Source organism: Lachnoclostridium phytofermentans ISDg (assembly GCF_000018685.1).
In the GTDB taxonomy this organism is placed as follows: domain Bacteria; phylum Bacillota; class Clostridia; order Lachnospirales; family Lachnospiraceae; genus Lachnoclostridium; species Lachnoclostridium phytofermentans.
Genome location: NC_010001.1, coordinates 2,390,833 through 2,410,299 on the forward strand (window position 1 = coordinate 2,390,833; position 19,467 = coordinate 2,410,299).

The window sequence follows — 19,467 nt, forward strand, 5'->3', positions numbered from 1 at the left end:
GTATGCGCAAAGGCACGCATTTCAATCAAACTTATCTCATTAATCTGATTCTACTGTATTCAATTCACCACGCTCGGCAAGATCTTGTAAGATTTGATTATGTAGTTTACGGTCAATCTTGTATTTACTACGGTAAAGAATATAACTACATAGTATGCATAGAAGCGGGAACAAAAGCATGGCTATTTTCATCATCAATAGCCCACCAGAAGTAACATCTTTAGCAGAAGATGCATTCTTAATTCCGGAAACAATAACAATCACAGTTACGATACCATTTGCAACAGCTCCTCCAATTTTATTAATAAAAGGCTGCAAAGAAAAGGATATCGAATCATTACGTTTTCCAAGCTTCCAATGGCCATAATCCACTGAATCAGCTAGAAACATTAACATCATAATCTGAACAAAAGCTTGCCCTACAAATATCAAGACACCGGAAATACCAATCAAAATCATATTGTGATTTGAAGAGAAGAAAAACAAAAGATAACCAATTAACACAAGTATGATAGAAAAGGTATACAAGGTTTTGCGCTCATAGCGTTTCCCAAGCATCGGAAAGATAGATAGTGCAGCAATCTGGGACACACCTAGGATTAGGGCAAAGATCGCGTACATATCTTCATTGCCATATGCATATTTGAAAAAATAAATTCCGAAACTGGTGGTTGTGACATAACCAATCATAAATAAAGCCATAGCAACAGCGGTAATAGTAAGTTGGTCATTTTTTATAATTACAAAAAGTAATTCTTTTAGGGAGGTATGCTGCTTTTGTTCTTTAATTTGATGGGACTCCCGGACTCCGAATAGTGTAATCATCTGGCCTGCCAACATAATTGCTACCACTAGTAAAGAGAAGTAAAAATATGCCTTTGGCAAACTGTCGAGGGAAGTACCCCATGCTTTAGTAATAGGTACAATGCCTGCAACCACAAAGAACAGACCGATATTTGCGCAAATACGTGCGATTGAGCCAATTTTCTCCCGCTCACTCTGTAACAGACTTAAGGATGGTAGCATCGACCAGTAAGAAATATCGTTAATGGTAAAGCTAATTCCCCAAGATAGATAGAGTATAGTATAAAGTATTACAAATGCTGATCCTTTTGTATGGAAATCCGTAAAAAGAAGGACAGTAAAAATACTAGACAATACTGCACCTAACGCAATCCAAGGCTTGAATTTACCAAATCTAGAATGGGTATTGTCCACAATAAGTCCCATAATAGGATCATTAAAAGCGTCAAAAACACGGCAAAGTAAAGTAATACCGGTAATCCACCAAAGGACTTTGGTAGAAACTTCGATGACATCAGTAAGATAAAACGTTAAATACATGCTGATCAGCGAATAGACCATATCTCTACCGATGGTTCCAATTCCAAAGGTAAAACGGTTGGATTTATGTAATTGATTCATTAGGAAACCTCACTTTCCATTTGTTTAATTAGGTAGAGATTAGAGCCGAAATCTCCCAGTAACCTAGTTTCAAAATTATAATAACTTCCCATAAACTGGTTGTTTAAAAGAATCCCACTTCCAAGCAGGCGGCCATCTCCAATATATTCTTCTGTACAGTCGAGGAGAGCATAGAAACGGTTGACCAGTCTTAATAAAAAACCGTCCGGATTTAGTGATACAGGAAGAACGTGTTTAATCAGTCCTCCAAATCGTTTGATAAACAGACGCTGACGTTTCGTAGTAACCTGATAGTTATATTTTTCATTTAAATCTGACACGATAAGAATATCATGTTCTGGATTGGCATTTGCCAAGGTTTGAAAATACCCTGCGATTGCTTTACTTTCATCCTTTTCGGTACATTGCCATTGGATGATGTTTGATTTTATAGGCTCTAAGCGGCGGAATTTCCCAAACTGTAGGGTAGGGCGGTGCAATTTATAAAATGCTATTTGCTCCCGAATTTCTGAACGCTCTATTTTTGAAAGGTATTTTAACTCAAGCTCATAGCCCAAGCATCCAAAGCAGGCGGTATGAAAGCGGGTAGCAAGGGGCGTCTGCCGCAAGGTCTGCTGGTGTGGTGCTTCGGACACGTGAGCGCCAAAAGTAGAGGGAGGGTAGAGAAAAGATAATCCGCCTTGAATGGAAAGCCTTTCTACTGGATCAGTACAGTCGGAAACCCAGATTTGCGGACCAAAGCAAAGCATCCCAAGGTCAAAACGGTTGCCACCGCTGGAGCAGGTTTCCAACAAGATGTGGGGGCGCGGGGCAAAGATTCGTTTCAGTATCTCATATAATCCTAAGATGTATCGGTGAAAGAATTCCCCCTGTTCTGAAAGCAACCTAGAATAAGCGTCGCTGATGTGTCGGTTCATATCCCATTTAACATAAGATACTTCCGCATCATCTAATACCGTCCCCACGGATTCTACGATATAATCCCTAACTTTCGGATTGCACAAATCAAGAACCAACTGATTCCTGCCATAGGTAGGATTCCTACGTGGCGTATGTACCGCCCAATCCGGATGTTTTCGGTATAGGTCTGAGTCCTCATTTACCATCTCTGGCTCAAACCATAAGCCAAATTCCATACCCATTTTACGGATTTTACGGGAAAATGCGGATATTCCATGAGGGAATTTCTTTTTATTTACTTCATAATCACCAAGTCCAGCATTGTCATTGTTACGCTTGCCAAACCAGCCGTCATCCAATACAAAAAGCTCCATGCCAAGAGAACGGGCGTGCTTTGCGGTATGTAATAGTTTTCGTTGGTTAAATTTAAAAAAATAAGCTTCCCAACTGTTGTAGAGAATCGGGCGCTCTCTGTTTTGCCAATATTCTGGTACGATATGCTGGTTAATAAAATCATGAAAATGTCGACTCATACCATGGAATCCCTGATCAGAGAAAGTCATCACTGCTTGAGGGGTAGAAAAAGATTCTCCAGGATTTAATACCCATTCAAAACAGTGGGGGTTAATACCAAGTGTAACACGTACCAAACCATGGGGAGATAGTTCCGCACCTCCAAAATGATTACCGCTGTAAATCAGATTAAAACCATAAACATTACCATGAGTTTCATCGGCACGTTCATTGGCGAGGAGAAATCCTGGGTTATGACGATTGGAGCTTGTTCCGGTAACAGAACCATTTACATACATTCCTGGCATTAACAGACGATCATGCCGATGTGCCTCTTTAATCCAATCTCCGTCAAAGGTAATTAGTTGATAGCTTTGATTTGGGAGGTCTACCATCATACTCATAAGACGGCGGATAACGATGGGACTTTCTTTATGTTGCTCATTTTCACAGGAATTCTTTACTTCCAAGTGGCTTTGAGAATCTTGGAGTGTCGATATTTGCTCATCGTTTTGCTGTAAGGAATGAGATTTATTTTGAAAATTCGGTCCCTGATTTCTTAAGGTACAACGGCGTGTAATTACATCGGTCTGTGAAAATACAGTGTAATAAAGACTTAAAGTTGCATGTCCAACGTTATCTACCAGAACAATTTCAAGTGTCTGCGCATCTTCAGATTTTGCAAAAGGTAATTCTTCCATCGGAGTGCAGCCATCCATGATACGATAAGAATCGTAAATAAAATCATTGGTAAAACTCCCGTCTGGCATTTTGATTTCAGCTGGGCTGAAACGGTAGTCGCCCCGCCCGATACCGGACCATTCTAAGCTAAGATGGTCAAGACAATACAGCGGATCGTTTGGCTCATATAGTACGGATGAACCGATAGTAGCTGTTCGTTTCAGTGCAAGAGCATCCACCGGCTGATGTGCCAGTTTACGTCCATAATAAATATGTTCAGGGTGTCCATATGGAGTAATACGAAACACATAAGAGGTAGTATCCGTATCTAGCCAAAAGACATCATTTTCAAAGGAAATCATGAATGGTATTCCTCCTCATGGACGTATTTTTCATAGAGTTGTTCCGTTACGCCTCCCTGTTCTATGATTTCATTGTAAAAGCGACCGCTCTGCTTTATGGTTCGTTTCTGTGTTTCGTAATCAATATGTACAATTCCAAAGCGTGCACTTTCCCCCTCTAGCCATTCAAAATTGTCACAGAAGCACCAATGATAGTAGCGAGTTATAGGAAGATTACTTGCACACAAGGCTTTCAAATGCTCATAAATATAGCGGGAACGAAAGGTATCCTGATTGTCACAGGTACCATTTTCGGTAATATAGATTGGGCGTTTCAGAATAGAATACAATTCTTGTGCACAAGAAACGATTCCATGAGGATATATTTCCCATCCAAGATCATTCTTCGGACCATCATTTGCTACTCCGTCACCCAGCTTACTGATCGTGGAACGGGTGTAGTAATTTAACCCAAGAAAATCAGCATATTGTCCGCGAGGGACATGATTAATATTTCTTAGTGGAGGTAAAAATTGTCCGGTCAAACAAGCCTTTGCAAGGGCACCCTGAAACATCCATTTGGAAAGTACTGTATAGGAGATGTGAAGAGGATTCCTTGGATTTTCTGGTGCAAATACGCGTGCATGGTGGGCAAACGAAACCTTAGTGTCGGTATATCCCATCTTACTGCGGATTCTATGAATCATACGGTAGGATTTGATATGGCAGGTTGCCATGACGGACATTACCTTAGAAGTCAATTGGACGGAATTATCTCCCGGAGGAAATCCTCCGCCGTAATACCCCAAAGTTGCATAGACATTTGGTTCGTTGATGGTAATATATTCTGAAACCAAATCACCAAACGAATGGACAGCATAGGAGACATAGCGTAGAAAAGCAGGAATGTTTTGTTCTTTCGTAAATCCTTCCTTTTTTTCAAACCACATTGGATTTGTAAAATGGTGCAGGGTTAACAACGGCTCAATTCCTTGGCTTTTCATAAAGGTCAGCAACTTACGATAATGCTTTATCACTTCTTTATTCCAATTGCCCTCGCTAGGTTCTATTCGGGCCCATTCGATGCCGAGGCGATATCTCTTGACTCCCATGCTATGCATTAATTCAATGTCTTCCTGCCAGTGTTCCCAGTGCTGATTCGCCCGCTGTGGACTTGAAGCATCCTTAATATGCCCAAGGTGGTACCAATTGTTCCAGTTATGATTAACATCTCCGCCTTCAATCTGGGCAGGTGCACTAGCTACTCCAAGCTGCATATTAGGTAATAATTGAAATGCCATAACGAATTCCTCCTTGTAAAAGTTATGAGATAATTATACCATAAACTGGGTAGAAGGTCTGCTATTATTTGACTTGAGAATGTGAATTTTTAACATTTGTATTAGGGGAGTAATACGTTATTTTGATTGTCTTACGATGTGATGTTTGTGTTAAATCGAGATTTACAGAAGTAAGAAGGAGGATTCATTATGTACTGTGAGCTAAGATATAAAGAAAAAAGAAATGGCGGATAGGGAATAAAAAAAAGACCACTATAAAGTGATCTTTTCATTGATGCTATTTAAGCAGGTAATACATTAACAGCTTGTAAGCCACGTTGACCGGTAGTAACTTCAAATGTTACTGACTGGCCATCTTCCAATGTCTTAAAACCATCCATAGCAAGACCTGAATAGTGAACAAATACATCATTACCTTGTTCGTCAGAAATAAAACCAAATCCTTTTTGTGAGTTAAACCATTTTACTGTACCTTTTTTCATGAAAGATACCTCCTAATTTTTACTATATTTTTAATAAAATAAAAAATCACATACTTTTGTAAATCATCAATGCAATAATGACTTACGAAAATATGTGAAATCAAAACTTTATTAAAAATACTTTCTTTACTATAGCATAGTATTAATCGATAGTCAAGCAAATTATTAAAATAAAGATTTAAGTTAATTATTAAAATAAAGATTTAAGTTAAAATATTAAAATAAAGATTTAAGTTAATTATTTTAAAGAAGTAAGAGTACATTGAAAACAGATTATTGATAGTTGGTGAGATGAGTGCTATTATATTTTTGGAATTATTTAAAGCAATTAGAGATTAGAATTTATAGGAGTGATTGGTCATAGTAGAATTAGAATTTTTGAATAAGAACAATAAAAAATATTTGTTGCAAATTTCAAGGGATGATATTTCAAAAGAGTTTGTTGAAGATATAGCCGACACAATAGCTATGTCAGAATATGGTACCGAAAATGAACTGAAAGGACATTGCTTTGCAATCAAGCACAATAATAACTATGTTGGAGTAGTTTTAATCGGTGAAATGATCCAATCGAATTGAGAGGAAAGGCATACTTTCGAATATTGGGGTTCGTCATTGATAATCGATATCGGAATAAAGGGATTGGTTCGGAAGCATTAAAAATGGCAATCCAATATATTTATCACAAATATGGTAAAGTTGCTTTTCTATTGGAATGTCATAAGGAAAATTTAACCGCATTAAGATTTTATGAGAAGTTAGGTTTTAAGAATACATATATTATCAACAAACAAGGCAAGGATTATTTTATGATGAAAGATGTAGAAGCATAACTTCAAATTTATCAATTTAGATTAATTACACAATATAAATTAAAATAATTGAATATATATCCACAAACCAAGATTTGCCTTACAAACCTCAAACTCTTTGGAGAGTTTTATCCACAAAACTCATGATGAAATCATTTATGGAAATAATGATGCAGAACTATTGAATACATGTTCCTTGGCTACCAACTATTTAGTTGGTATTTTTTTTATGCAGAAAAATAGAACGGAGGTAGGCGTATTACAGAGGAAGAAGTACTACAAAAGCTAAAAGCTATTCCATTGTAAAATGCCACACTTTACCTGTTTTATTTCTTTCACTAGTGTGCTACTATCTACATGTAACATATTTGTAACATATTTGTAACAATATATTTGTAATATTCGACCTAACCGGAAGGAGGTTTCTGATGAAATTAACACGATTTGTAGTAGCATCAATGGCAACAATAGCAACGGTCACAACCTTAAGTACACCAACGGCAGTAAAGGCTGCATCATTTAATGATTTATGTACACAATTAAACGGTAATGTGATAACGGTGAGCGGCAGTAATCAGGATGAGATAATGAGTAAGTTGAAGGATTATGGAATTAATCTTAATAATCTTAATTTAGAAAATTGCCCTGGTTCCTCAAATATTGTAGTTCCAGAAACAGAAGTGAAAAAACCAGAGACAGAAGTACCTAAGGTGGAAGTACCTAAGGTGGAAGCACCTGGTCAATCAGGAAAAAATGACGGTGGTTCTGAATCAAAAACAGATTTATCTTATGCAGAACAAGTTGTGAAATTAGTAAATGAAGAAAGAGCCAAAAATGGTCTTTCACCACTTACAATTGATAAGTCTGTGGAATCAGCAGCTCTAGTGAGATCAAAGGAAATTGAGAAATCATTTTCCCACACCAGACCAAACGGAAGTACTTTTAGTACTGCATTAAAAGAGCAGGGTGTAAACTATATGGCAGCAGGTGAAAATATTGCATGGGGCCAGAAATCACCTGAAGAAGTTATGCAGGCATGGATGAACAGTGAAGGCCACAGAGCAAATATTTTAAATGCAAAATTCACAAAAATCGGTGTTGGATATTATCAAAATTCCAATGGAACAAAATATTGGACACAGTTATTTACTAATTAAGATAAAATATAAAATAAAATATAATATAAAATAAATTTGACTATAAACTTGAAAAACAGCAGAAAATCCATAATCGGATTTCTGCTGTTTTTTCAGATTATAGCTCATTGACAACCACATATCGATTAGTAGATAATGAACTCATAAGGAGGGTGTATATAGGTAATATGATTATTTATGAAAGCAATCACATAAAATACTTAATATTGAAAGTTAGAAGATAATACTGTATTCTGTAAATAGGTAAAGCGGAATTTTAAGTAAAATTTTGAAGCACAATTTTATGAAGGGGTTAGTATATAAATGAATAAATTATTATTGAGATTTGTGAAACTATTACCTGAGCATTTAATAACTAAATTTGTTAAGTTTTATGTTAATTCGCAGATGAAAAAGCATGTAAGTTTAGATGTAAAAGGTCTTGAAAACTTAGATAGTGATTTAAAAAGACCTTATTTGTTTGTGTGCAATCATTTAAGCAATTCAGATGGTTTAGTATTGAACAAAGTACTAGAAAAAGAGAATATTATTTTTGTCGCTGGAAAAAAATTAGAATCTAATTCTCTAACCGCTTTAGGATTTAAAATCGTTAGATCAATATCAATATTGCCAAATTCACCTGATAAAGATGCGATTAAAAAGGTCATTAGCGCAGTAAAAGAAGGTAACAGCATTTTAATATTTCCCGAAGGTACTCGGAGCAGAACAGCAAAGATGATTGAAGGGAAAAAAGGAATTTTGCTCTTTGCAAAGCTCACCAATGCTCCTATAGTACCAATAGGTATTTGGGGTACGGAAAAATTTATGCCTATAGAGGAAGATATGGGTAAAGAGGCATTTAATGATGCTAATATAAATATTAACATAGGTGAAGTTTTCAATCTGCCTAAAAAAAGTGAGGATGAAACCAAAGGAAACTGGGAAGCAAATTGTTTAAATCATATTATGGTGAGTATTTCTGAACTTTTACCAAGAGAATATAGAGGATTTTATGCTGACAAAAACAAATAGTAATGGATTTTATCTTATAATGTAAATAGTATAAGCACAGATTATCTGAATAATAAATGGTAAAGTATGTTGTATTATTTGATAACGATAATAAAATAGGAGGATCTAATAATAATGAAATCAAAAATGCATTTAAGTAAAAAAATCATTTTTTGTGCATTTATTTGTATTGCTGTTTTGCTTGGCATATTTCTCGCTATGAATTTGTACATATTACTGAGCACTCCTAAACAATATATGATAACATCAGAGAATTTTATTGATTATCAGCCACATTATGAATGTTCAGGCTATTCCTCTGCTTATGTATTAAGAAGTCTTGGCGAAAATGCCAATGGCTTAGAATTGTATAATAATATTTCTAATAAGAATAATGATGGAACGGTTTCATCGGAGGCTTTAGTTGAATTTCTTAAAGAAAAGGGATACTCCGTAAAACTTTGTAGCGGTACGTTGATGCAGTTAAAACACGAAATTAGCAAAGGTACCCCTGTTACTTTTAATAAGTTCTAAAACTTACGAAAAGTAACACCCAAAAAGATATAGAATAAAAGTTATTGTACAAAGGTTGTCATGCCAACCGTATCACATTGCTCTCCTTGAATATTAGCATTCATCTTCTGAGTAAAAATTCTATAATATCTTGCTCGGCGAGCAACTGCTCCAGTTCCGTTTTCTGACTGTCCTGACTCATTGTTGATTATAACAATGGTTAATCCAAAATTACCGTTATATTGAGCATTTGGACTACCTGGTTTCGGTTGCCAGATTCCACTGATTACTTCGTGGCAAGAAGGTTTTGGAGGTTGTGGTGTCATCCAGAACCATATACCGGTCATAAAGCCCATTACACCATTACTTGTAAGTAACTCAGGGTTTTTTAGAAGTATTGAGCTATCTCCTAAAATAACATCAGAGCAAAGACCATAGTTATAATTATAAGATAATTGAATTGGTCCTCTGCCATGATAACTCTTTCCGGCTACTGGGAGGTAATTAGTTCCGGTGCTTTGCACATAACCGATAGCAGTTGAACCAATAAAACCTACCTCTTCATTAAAGTAGAGTCCGGTCAAAGAATCATTTGACACTTCACCACCGATCGTACCGCCACCGGTTTCATGAGAGATATTCGCTAAAAATCCTGCCAACTCTCTTTTTTGAGTATTGTTATTACCTACAGCCAGAAAGGAGCCATAGTCACATATTTTAGTTTGAAGAGGCTTTGATTGAAGCCATTCAGCATCAAAATTAGGATCGGAATAAGTAAGCTTTTGTTCTTTTGTAGTCTTATCCAAACGAATAATACGGTAACACCATTCGGATCCTTCATACCATTGAACCTTAACAATGGTATTTGCCAAAGTTTTTAAGGCTTCCTTTAGATTATTGTAAGAATAATAATCTGGAATATTAGAGGTGTTAGGATAGTACTGTGCAGTTGCAGAACAAGTTTTCCATAATGGAGAGCCGAAGCGGTATGGGAAAAGCTCATTATAAGCTGTCTCTTGTATAAGTTGGTTTAGTCTGTTAAGTGCCTTTTCAGGTGAATACTCTGGGTTGATACCCCCATATAAGGAAAGAATTTCAGAATCCGTCAATATTTTGTTTATTGAAACTGAACTTTCTTGTTTTTGATAATTCTTTTCGTCCTCAGGAACGGTCCATTCTGCATCACCTACTAAAGCCCAAGGGTCACCGGCATTTGGCTTTTGTCCAGCATTAGCATACCATTTATTTTGATAAATTTTACCTATGTAATATACTTTTGTACCACTTTGTGAATAATTCATGTAATCTTTCCAAAAAGGATATGGCGGCTCAGTTTTTTCACTGAGTGCTATAGAATTATACAAAGGTGTTTTATCTGCCGCATAAATAGAGATTGAAGGAAAAATGATAAACAGTAACAGAGAAAAACAAAGAATTCGTTGCAATTTTAATTTCATAAAATCCTCCTATACGTTAGAATAAAGTTAATAGTTACAATATCTATATATACCTACATATATCAAAAATATATTAACATAAATGTTTGGGACTAACAATATAAAAATGTAAATAATGCCCATTAAAATTAAAAGTACACTATTCATGATTAATTTTGCTAAATAATGTACAAAAGAGATTAAATATTGATATTTTGTAAAATATGAAATGTTCTTTTGGCTAAGTTAATGAAGTAAGAGGTATCAATGAAAAACAAAAAAATATTGTTAATATTTTAAATAGGGATCAAAAATCTGAATTCAAGGGGGTGAAATAAATATGAAAAAATATGAATACAAATGTGTTTTTATAGCGGGGTTAGGAGAACGAACAAAAAGAAGGATGGGAATTGGTGGAAATATACTGGTGCTGGCATTATTTTAAGAGAGAATTAATAACATAATAACTTACATATTTTTAAATTGAAAAACTTTATATTACTAATACAAATAAATGAGGTAAAATAAGATGAAAAAAATTGAAAATATGCTTTTGGGTATTGGAGTTCTTTTAGTAACAATTATCATGCATCTAAGTGTTGAAGCATTATTATTGACAGATTTCCTAGGAATAATTGGTGTTATTATTTTAATAGCTAGTTATAATTCAAAAGATAATGATAAAAACTAGTAGATTATTTAAGCTCCAAAATCAAACGACTTATCCTCATAAAAGATAAGTCGTTTGATTTTAGTTATAACCATTAGTTACTTCTCATATTAACTTTACATGGAATTTCAGTTAGTGTACGAAATACTAAAGAATCAGAAATAATTATTCTTAGTATTGGATGTATTTTTGAATCCATGTCTTTTTCTGATGCATAAACAATGAGTGGAGAATGTTCCTCACCTGTTATTAGCAGACCTTTGTTTTCTATGGATCCTTGTAACCATGATTTCACCATTGATGTTACATCAATTTCTGAATAGCCAAGATTTATGTTGTCTTCAAAGTCTTCTTTATAAGTACAATCAAATCTTAGTGGTGAAAAGCAACCAACAAATGGGCTGTAAAAATCGATGAGTGGATATACGCTATATTGATTGCTTAATGTTTTTTGATTCTTACAACACATTGGTAGTTTATAAAGAATAAGCTTAGAACTTTGCACTAGATTCATGTTTAAAAATAATGGAAGATCAAAGTAGAGATATATGGATTCTTTACAGCAATCATTTTGACCTAATAATAATCGTTCTTCGTTATCGTTTTTACAACAATTTATTGAAAAATTATCTGATTCTCTGCATCTTAAATCTATTACATGCATAGTTATCCCTCCTCCTATAATATACGCAATCTTGCGAATAAAGTCACATGCACAAAATAAAATATTTTAAATATAATAAAATAGGGTTTTAAATAGAATTTGAAATAATTTTGAGAAAGGGTGAGTTTTTATGGCTATTAATGTAAGTGTAACTAATGCAGAACCGTTTGACAAAAGTGTGAATGACGCGTTTTATGACATTACTTTTAAAAATACGAATTCATTTGATTATGCAGGAAGCTCAAATATTTATTATGTTGCTTTGCTTACCGACTCCACACCTGGAACAGCTTTGACTCAAGAAGTAACATTTTTAATTTTTGAGGCTACACAAGGAACTATAGCAGCTGACACAGAACAGAATTTTACATTTGAAAACACTGAAAAGCTAATTGCACCAGTGACTGCAAGTAATGGTAGAATCTTGTACGTCGCTCAATAATTTATAATAAAAGATACAGCCAGTTAAATCTGGCTGTATCTTTTATTAAATTGCAAACATTTCACTGAGATATGCGAATTGTGAGTATACTTTGATCAAAAAGGTAACATTGATATTTTAAATTCATATGATAAAGAAAAAGGTTTTTTTCTATGGAATTAACGGAGAGATATGAAATTGTAATTTCATATGTAGGGAGAATAAGACCAGGTGTAGAATTAATAGAAGATGTTTGGAGTACAGCGATATTAGAGGAGTATAAGAAATCTGCTATATATGTGAATGCAATAATTGATGAAAGGTCATTGGTATGTGTAGATTGTTCCAAAAGAGAAAAGGTTTTTGTAGTTAATGCAATAAGGAACCCAATACAAACACCAGATAAAGATGCATATTATAAAGCTTTAGGAAATATCGTATTCCAAGTAAGGAGAGATTTGAATGCTCCATATACCCTTATCTCAATTGGGGCAGTTCAAGTCTCATATTTTCCTTATAACCCGTAAAACAGGTAGGTCTATGACCTAAGAATAATTAGGACAAGAGTTAAGTAATTCGATTCTAAATTAATATTTATTAGAATTCATTTAAAAACAATTCACTTCTTTATTTTCAGCTATATTATCTACAAATTGTTTAAAATCAAAAAGGTAGACTAGTAACTTATCTTCATCGATTAGAGAAAAAATCTTAAAAACATAAAAAGGGACTGACCTGATTAGAATAAAAAAACAGACTACTTGTCTGTTTTTTATTCTGACTTTATTTATATTTATCATATATAGATTGTAGTAATGATGTTGGAATATAATTAGTAATAAATTATGTAAGGATTCATACTTTATCTTTTTAATATTTCCATATATTATAATGCTTTTTATATTATCATTATATTTTATCCGAAGAATCCAACTCACTCCTGCTGATTTCATTATATAATCACTAGTTTCACGTGTGTATTTCCCGGAGAGATACTCTAATAACTTTTCTTTCATATCATTGTCCTTAATCTCTACTTCCTTTCCATCATGCCATAAATATAGTTCATAAGGCTTGTCATTAGAAATACCAATAAGTCTCCACAAATCTGTTCTTAAAGGATATTTTATCAAATTGTAAGTTAATAAAATAGTAATGATACAAAGTATTATAATAGCAAACTATTTCTTTTTCATAAAACCACCTTTGATTAAAAATTAAGATCTTCCATGGTTATATAAACATTGATAAAATATTAATACGTAATATTTCTTAAAATATTTTTTTAAAATATAACAGATTTTATCAGATATAAATATTTTATATTACATTAATAGTAAATGTCAATATATAACAGTTTGTATTAAAAGCGAATTAATAATTTTCTTACTAAGCATTGGTTTGTTTTTCTTTAATAACAGTAGATTTATTAAAGGTAATGTAAATTAATACATAATATCTAAGCCGACAATTTAACATAAGTAAATATAAATTCAATAAAAATATAAGCAAAAAACGAAAATACCCTATATAGTACGGGTGTTTTCGTTTTTGGTTATGGGTGCTATAATAAATAATTATAAATGAACATATAAATTAAGCTTGCATAATATACAATACAGATGTATAATTATGAACACTTTAGAATATTTTACCTTATGAGAATGGAGGCTATATGATTAAGGTTGGCATTATTGGATCTACAGGGTACGCAGGGCAAGAGTTGGTACGGATTTTATTACAGCACAAAGAGGTTTCAATTGTGTGGTATGGGTCAAAAAGTTACATAGATAAAAAATACTCGGAAGTATTTCAAAATATGTTTCAAATAGTGGAGGAAAGTTGTTTTGATGATAATATGGAAGAACTAGCTAGACACGTGGATGTCATCTTTACAGCAACACCGCAAGGGTTCTGTGCCTCAGTAATGACAGAGGATATCTTATCCAAAGTAAAAGTAATTGATTTAAGTGCAGACTACCGGATAAAAGATGTAAAGACTTATGAGGAATGGTATGGAATAAAGCATAACAGTCCGGATTTTCTAAAAGAAGCGGTATATGGATTATGTGAGTTTAACAGAGAGGATATAAAAAAAGCACGTTTAATTGCTAATCCTGGATGTTATCCTACTTGTTCTATCTTATCGATATATCCACTGATAAAAGAAGGAATAATTGAAACTGATAGTATTATCATAGATGCAAAGTCAGGTGTTTCAGGAGCTGGTAGAGGTGCAAAGGTTGATAATCTTTACTGTGAGGTAAATGAAAATATGAAAGCTTATGGTGTAAGTACACACCGCCATACCCCTGAGATTGAAGAACAATTCTCCTTGATAACGTTGGAGAACGTAACGATTAATTTTACTCCACATTTAGTTCCAATGAACCGTGGGATATTAATAACTGCTTACGGAAAATTAAAGAAGCGAGTCAGCTATGAGGAAGTTAAGGAAATTTATGATAGATATTATGAGAAGGAATATTTTGTACGTGTTTTAGAAAAAGGGATGCCCCCTGAAACTCGCTGGGTAGAAGGAAGTAATTTTGTAGATGTAAATTTTGTTATAGATAATCGAACAAACCGAATTATTATGATGGGAGCTATGGATAATTTGGTAAAAGGTGCGGCAGGGCAGGCAGTTCAAAATATGAACCTAATGTTTGGGTTACCAGAACAAGAAGGACTTAAATTAGTACCAATGTTTCCTTAATTTATGGAGTATAAACGGGAGAAAGTACCTACACTCACTTTTACTTGTAACGAATAAGAAAACATGGATTAATATCTAACTTTAGATGCGGATAAAACAACGGAGAGAAAGGAGAGTATAAGGGGAGTTCCTTATACAAAAACATTTATGAAGATAATCAAAGGTGGAGTAACAGCAGCGAAAGGTTTTAAGGCTTCAGGCATCTATGCAGGAATAAAGAAAAAAAGAAAAGATATGGCGTTGGTTTATAGTATAGTTCCTGCAGTGGGCGCGGGTGTATTTACAACAAATATAGTAAAAGCTGCACCAGTAAAATGGGATATGAACTTATTAAAGCAAAATAAGGCTATTCAGGCAGTTGTTTTAAATAGTGGAGTTGCGAACGCATGCACTGGCGAACTTGGTGATATAAACAATGAGAAGATGGCAAAAGCCGTTGCGCATGTACTTTCCATACCTGTTAGTTCTGTTTTAACAGCATCTACTGGAGTTATCGGAAAACAATTACCTATAGAGGTAATTGAAGCGGGTTCTAAGAAATTGGTGAATGAATTATCAGACACGAAGGAATCCGGATTATTAGCCGCTGAGGCAATTATGACAACGGACACGATATCTAAAGAATGTGCGGTAACTTTCTTTCTAGGTGAAAAAAAAGTTACAGTAGGTGGTATGAGTAAGGGTTCTGGTATGATTCATCCGAATATGGCAACGATGCTTGGCGTTGTGACAACCGATGTCTCGATTAGTAAAGAAATGTTACAGGCAGTTGTAAGTTCCGGTGTAATTGATACCTTTAATATGATTTCAGTGGATCGAGATACCTCAACAAATGATTCACTCATGGTAATGGCAAATGGTCTTGCTGAAAATGAAATAATTACGGAGAAAAATGAGGCATATTATCTGTTTTATGCAGCATTTCATTATGTAACAGAAACCTTGGCGAAAATGATGGCAGGGGATGGGGAAGGTGCAACGAAATTATTAGAGGTTTCTGTACTTAATGCAGCGACAAAGGAACAAGCTATTACACTTAGTAAATCAATCATAACCTCCAATCTTGTCAAAACAGCTGTATTCGGAAATGACGCAAATTGGGGTAGAATTTTATGTGCTATGGGATACGCTGGAGTTGAATTTGATCCAGATAAGGTGGATTTATTTATAGAAAGTAGTTTGGGAAAATTGCAATTAGTTGAAAACGGTATGGCGACTGATTACTCCGAAGAGTTGGCAACTAAGATACTGTCTCATAAGGAAGTAACTGCTATTGCTGATATGAAACTTGGTACGGCTTTTGCAAAGGCATGGGGATGCGACTTGACTTACGACTATGTTAAAATCAATGCGGATTATCGTTCCTAAGAAAATAAGATCAATTAAGCCAAAACAATAAAATCAATTAAGGCAGTAAAAATAAAAGATTAATTATGACGGTAAAATTATAACATAAGGGGACTTCATATGGATCAAATATTAGTAAAAGCACAAACATTAATAGAGGCGTTACCATATATTCAAAAATTTAATAATAAGAAGGTTGTAGTAAAGTACGGGGGAAGTGCTATGCTTGACCCGGAACTTGAGCTTAATGTAATTAAGGATGTAGTTTTATTAAAATTAGTTGGTATGCAGCCAATCATTGTACATGGTGGCGGTAAGGAGATTAGTAAATGGGTTTCCTTACTAGGTCATGAGTCAAAGTTTGTCGATGGACTTCGGGTAACGGATGAAGTGACAATGGAAGTCGCTGAAATGGTACTTGGTAAAGTTAATAAGCACTTGGTGCAGATGGTACAACAACTTGGAGTAAAAGCAGTTGGTATTAGCGGTAAGGATGGTGCGACACTTTGTTGTGAAAAGAAGTTAGTAAATGGAGAAGATATCGGTTTTGTTGGTAATATTTCAGAAGTTAATACCGATTTAATCGATACTTTAATTAAAAATGATTTTATTCCAATTATTGCACCAATTGGACTTGATAAGAATTATATGGCTTATAACATTAATGCGGACGATGCTGCTTGTGCGGTGTCCACTGCTATAGGTGCTGAAAAATTGGCATTTTTAACAGATATCGAAGGTGTCTATCAAAATCCTGAAGATAAGTCAACGCTGATTTCCGTTTTAACTTTAGAAAAAGCGGATGAGTTAATCCAAGAAGGATTTATTGGCGGTGGTATGTTACCAAAACTAAAAAATTGTATTGATGCAGTTAGAAGCGGGGTATCAAGGGTTCATATTTTAGATGGAAGAAGAGAACATTGTTTGTTACTTGAATTTTTTACGAATAAAGGGATTGGAACAGCAATAATAAATGATGATTCAATCTTATTTGAACATGAAAGTGGGATGAAGGAGGGGTGAGGATGGAGAACATAATAAACCAACAAGAACAGGTACTGATGCATACGTATAATCGTTATCCCGTTGTATTAGATCATGGGGAAGGTGTTTATCTCTATGATATTAATGGCAAAAAATATCTCGATTTTGTATCAGGTATTGCGGTATTTGCTCTTGGTTATGCGAATGGTGAGTATAATAATGTACTGAAAGAACAATTAGATAAACTTATCCATACGTCAAATTATTTTTATAGTGAACCAGCACTCGCTGCAGCAAAGAAATTAGTTAAGGCAACTGGAATGGACCGTGTTTTCTTTACCAATAGCGGAACAGAAGCAATCGAAGGTGCAATAAAGTTAGCAAGAAAGTATTATTATAAGAAATACGGGAAAGCAGATAGTGAAATAATTGCTATGGAACATTCTTTTCACGGAAGAAGTATGGGAGCTTTATCCGTAACTGGTACAAAAAAATACAGAGATGCCTTTGAACCACTGATTGGTGGTGCTGTTTTTGTTCCTTATAATAATATAAATGAGTTAAAGGGTAGAATTTCTGATAAAACCTGCGCTATATTAATAGAAACGGTACAAGGAGAGGGTGGTATTTATCCAGCGGACCCTGAGTATTTAAAAGAAGTGCGCCAGATTTGTGATGATAAAGATATTGTACTTATCCTAGATGAAATACAATGCGGGATGGGACGTTGTGGAACTATGTTTGCTTACGAACAATATGGAATAACCCCTGATATTGTTACTACTGCCAAAGCGTTAGGGTGCGGGGTACCTGTTGGTGCATTTGCAGCGAAAGAATCCGTAGCTAATGCTCTAGAACCTGGGGATCATGGAACTACTTATGGTGGGAACCCTTTGGCTACAGCAGCTGTTTCTAAAGTTTTTGATTTATTTGAACAGGAACAGATTTTATCAAATGTAAAGGTTGTAGGGGAGTATTTACAGGGAAAATTACTAGAGCTTAAAAAAGACAATAACTCAATTGTTACCATAAGAGGCAAGGGGATGATGCTTGGCTTAGAATTTAATATTCCAGTGAAAGATATCATTGCTCGTGCGCTAGAAAAGAACCTTATTTTAATATCAGCCGGAACTAAGGTAATACGTTTCTTACCACCGTTAATTATAGAGAAGAAGCATGTAGATGAAATGATTTCTATTTTTAAAGAATGCATAGGAATGAACGGAACAAATAAATAGAAGTTGAACCAATAGTTCTATCATTTTGAGATAAGGTACGATTTTATAGCTACTCCTTAATTTTTAGAGTCAGCAGGCTGTAAGAGTGGAAGAAATTAAATATACCACTCTTACAGCCTGTTGTCATGATAGCGCCTTTATCCTTTCAAAGGTTCTTATCGTCAAGAGCTCATCTTTATTCGTCCCAAAAGTCCACAATCTCTTTAAGAATTTCATCTTTTGTTGTCAGTGTCGCTTCATTAATTGTCGTACCTGTTTCTTTTCTATTTTCGCATAGTAATTAGCAAAATAGGGAAAACTACAGACGTTAAAGAGAACTTTGCGCGAGAAAGTATAAGGATAATTAGGAGGTTTTAAAAATGATTGGTTGGATCGTAGCATTAATTTCGGGTGCGTTAATGAGTATACAGGGAGTCTTTAATACAGGTGTTACAAAGCAGACAAGTGTGTGGGTAGCATCTTCCTTTGTTCAATTTTCAGCTTTAATCGTATGTTTAGCAGCCTATTTTATTACGGGTAGGGAAGGTAACTTTGGACAACTGATACGGATACAAGACAAGTACATGTTACTCGGTGGAGCAATTGGAGCATTCATAACATTTACTGTGATTCAAAGCATCGGTTCTCTTGGTCCAGCGAAGGCTACCATACTTATTGTAACTGCACAATTAGTAGCTTCTTATGTTATTGAGCTTTTCGGAATCTTTGGAACGGAAAAAGTTCCTTTTGAATGGAGAAAGTTAATTGGACTTGCACTCATGATTGGCGGTATCATAACCTTTAAATGGGAAAAATAGTACAATACGAGAAAAGTACGCTTCGCGAACTTTTTCTAGTCATAAATAATCAAAAAATATTTGCTTTTTTCCACTTGTA

General features: G+C 34.5%; 19 protein-coding genes. 13 read left to right on the plus strand and 6 right to left on the minus strand.

From position 1 onward, the window contains the following. Window positions 1–39 precede the first annotated feature (39 nt). The 4 genes from CPHY_RS10005 to CPHY_RS10020 form a co-directional block, all read right to left on the minus strand. On the minus strand, window positions 40–1,425 hold the full coding sequence (locus CPHY_RS10005) for a glycoside-pentoside-hexuronide (GPH):cation symporter (RefSeq protein ID WP_012199957.1): 1,386 nt from the start codon (window positions 1,423–1,425) through the stop codon (window positions 40–42). Beyond that, window positions 1,425–3,881, minus strand: a complete 2,457-nt coding sequence (locus CPHY_RS10010) for an alpha-galactosidase (RefSeq protein ID WP_012199958.1) — start codon at window positions 3,879–3,881, stop codon at window positions 1,425–1,427. The genes CPHY_RS10005 and CPHY_RS10010 overlap by 1 nt, the downstream gene beginning before the upstream one ends. Continuing rightward, window positions 3,878–5,161 carry a glycoside hydrolase family 1 protein gene (locus CPHY_RS10015; protein WP_012199959.1) on the minus strand — a complete coding sequence of 428 codons (1,284 nt, stop codon included), beginning with the start codon at window positions 5,159–5,161 and terminating at the stop codon, window positions 3,878–3,880. The genes CPHY_RS10010 and CPHY_RS10015 overlap by 4 nt, the downstream gene beginning before the upstream one ends. A 281-nt stretch (window positions 5,162–5,442) precedes the next feature. Further along, complete coding sequence (locus CPHY_RS10020; RefSeq protein ID WP_012199960.1) at window positions 5,443–5,643, minus strand: cold-shock protein; 201 nt, start codon at window positions 5,641–5,643, stop codon at window positions 5,443–5,445. Between the two features lie 354 nt (window positions 5,644–5,997). Between CPHY_RS10020 and CPHY_RS10025 the strand changes: the two genes are divergently transcribed. The 5 genes from CPHY_RS10025 to CPHY_RS10045 all read left to right on the plus strand — a co-directional run bounded on the left by CPHY_RS10025 (window position 5,998) and on the right by CPHY_RS10045 (window position 9,136). Then, a complete protein-coding gene (locus tag CPHY_RS10025; RefSeq protein ID WP_041703472.1) occupies window positions 5,998–6,222 on the plus strand; it encodes a hypothetical protein in 225 nt (74 codons plus the stop codon). Continuing rightward, entirely contained in the window at window positions 6,219–6,476 is a 258-nt protein-coding gene (locus CPHY_RS10030) for a GNAT family N-acetyltransferase (protein ID WP_041703476.1), read from the plus strand. The genes CPHY_RS10025 and CPHY_RS10030 overlap by 4 nt, the downstream gene beginning before the upstream one ends. 407 nt (window positions 6,477–6,883) lie before the next feature. Then, window positions 6,884–7,612, plus strand: a complete 729-nt coding sequence (locus tag CPHY_RS10035; protein ID WP_012199962.1) for a CAP domain-containing protein — start codon at window positions 6,884–6,886, stop codon at window positions 7,610–7,612. Window positions 7,613–7,915: 303 nt separating this feature from the next. Continuing rightward, a complete protein-coding gene (locus CPHY_RS10040) occupies window positions 7,916–8,623 on the plus strand; it encodes a lysophospholipid acyltransferase family protein (RefSeq protein ID WP_012199963.1) in 708 nt (235 codons plus the stop codon). 114 nt (window positions 8,624–8,737) lie between these two features. Continuing rightward, window positions 8,738–9,136 (plus strand): hypothetical protein, encoded by a 399-nt coding sequence (locus CPHY_RS10045; RefSeq protein ID WP_012199964.1) that lies wholly within the window; start codon window positions 8,738–8,740, stop codon window positions 9,134–9,136. A 41-nt stretch (window positions 9,137–9,177) separates the two neighbouring features. Here the strand turns inward: CPHY_RS10045 and CPHY_RS10050 are convergent, their stop codons facing one another. Continuing rightward, the gene (locus tag CPHY_RS10050; RefSeq protein WP_012199965.1) at window positions 9,178–10,572 is read right to left on the minus strand and encodes a chitinase; all 1,395 of its coding nucleotides are present in this window, start codon (window positions 10,570–10,572) and stop codon (window positions 9,178–9,180) included. 508 nt (window positions 10,573–11,080) lie between these two features. Between CPHY_RS10050 and CPHY_RS21720 the strand changes: the two genes are divergently transcribed. Continuing rightward, window positions 11,081–11,242, plus strand: coding sequence for a hypothetical protein (locus CPHY_RS21720; protein WP_157668703.1), 162 nt, complete (start codon window positions 11,081–11,083; stop codon window positions 11,240–11,242). Window positions 11,243–11,315: 73 nt separating this feature from the next. On the opposite strand, the gene CPHY_RS10055 is transcribed toward CPHY_RS21720, so the two are convergent. After that, window positions 11,316–11,885: a hypothetical protein gene (locus CPHY_RS10055; RefSeq protein WP_012199966.1), complete on the minus strand. Its 570-nt coding sequence runs from the start codon at window positions 11,883–11,885 to the stop codon at window positions 11,316–11,318. Between the two features lie 130 nt (window positions 11,886–12,015). On the opposite strand from CPHY_RS10055, the gene CPHY_RS10060 reads away from it, so the two are divergent. The 7 genes from CPHY_RS10060 (at window position 12,016) to CPHY_RS10095 (ending at window position 19,388) form a co-directional block, all read left to right on the plus strand. Next, a complete protein-coding gene (locus CPHY_RS10060) occupies window positions 12,016–12,327 on the plus strand; it encodes a hypothetical protein (RefSeq protein ID WP_012199967.1) in 312 nt (103 codons plus the stop codon). 152 nt (window positions 12,328–12,479) lie between these two features. Then, window positions 12,480–12,833 (plus strand): hypothetical protein, encoded by a 354-nt coding sequence (locus tag CPHY_RS10065; protein ID WP_012199968.1) that lies wholly within the window; start codon window positions 12,480–12,482, stop codon window positions 12,831–12,833. Window positions 12,834–13,981: 1,148 nt separating this feature from the next. Continuing rightward, window positions 13,982–15,022 (plus strand): N-acetyl-gamma-glutamyl-phosphate reductase, encoded by a 1,041-nt coding sequence (gene argC / locus CPHY_RS10075; RefSeq protein WP_012199970.1) that lies wholly within the window; start codon window positions 13,982–13,984, stop codon window positions 15,020–15,022. Window positions 15,023–15,169: 147 nt separating this feature from the next. Beyond that, window positions 15,170–16,390 (plus strand): bifunctional glutamate N-acetyltransferase/amino-acid acetyltransferase ArgJ, encoded by a 1,221-nt coding sequence (gene argJ / locus CPHY_RS10080; RefSeq protein WP_012199971.1) that lies wholly within the window; start codon window positions 15,170–15,172, stop codon window positions 16,388–16,390. A gap of 99 nt (window positions 16,391–16,489) precedes the next feature. After that, window positions 16,490–17,392, plus strand: coding sequence for an acetylglutamate kinase (gene argB / locus CPHY_RS10085; protein ID WP_012199972.1), 903 nt, complete (start codon window positions 16,490–16,492; stop codon window positions 17,390–17,392). A 2-nt stretch (window positions 17,393–17,394) separates the two neighbouring features. Further along, the gene (locus CPHY_RS10090; RefSeq protein WP_012199973.1) at window positions 17,395–18,591 is read left to right on the plus strand and encodes an aspartate aminotransferase family protein; all 1,197 of its coding nucleotides are present in this window, start codon (window positions 17,395–17,397) and stop codon (window positions 18,589–18,591) included. A gap of 359 nt (window positions 18,592–18,950) precedes the next feature. Beyond that, window positions 18,951–19,388: a DMT family transporter gene (locus CPHY_RS10095; RefSeq protein ID WP_012199974.1), complete on the plus strand. Its 438-nt coding sequence runs from the start codon at window positions 18,951–18,953 to the stop codon at window positions 19,386–19,388. The last annotated feature ends 79 nt before the right edge of the window (window positions 19,389–19,467 follow it).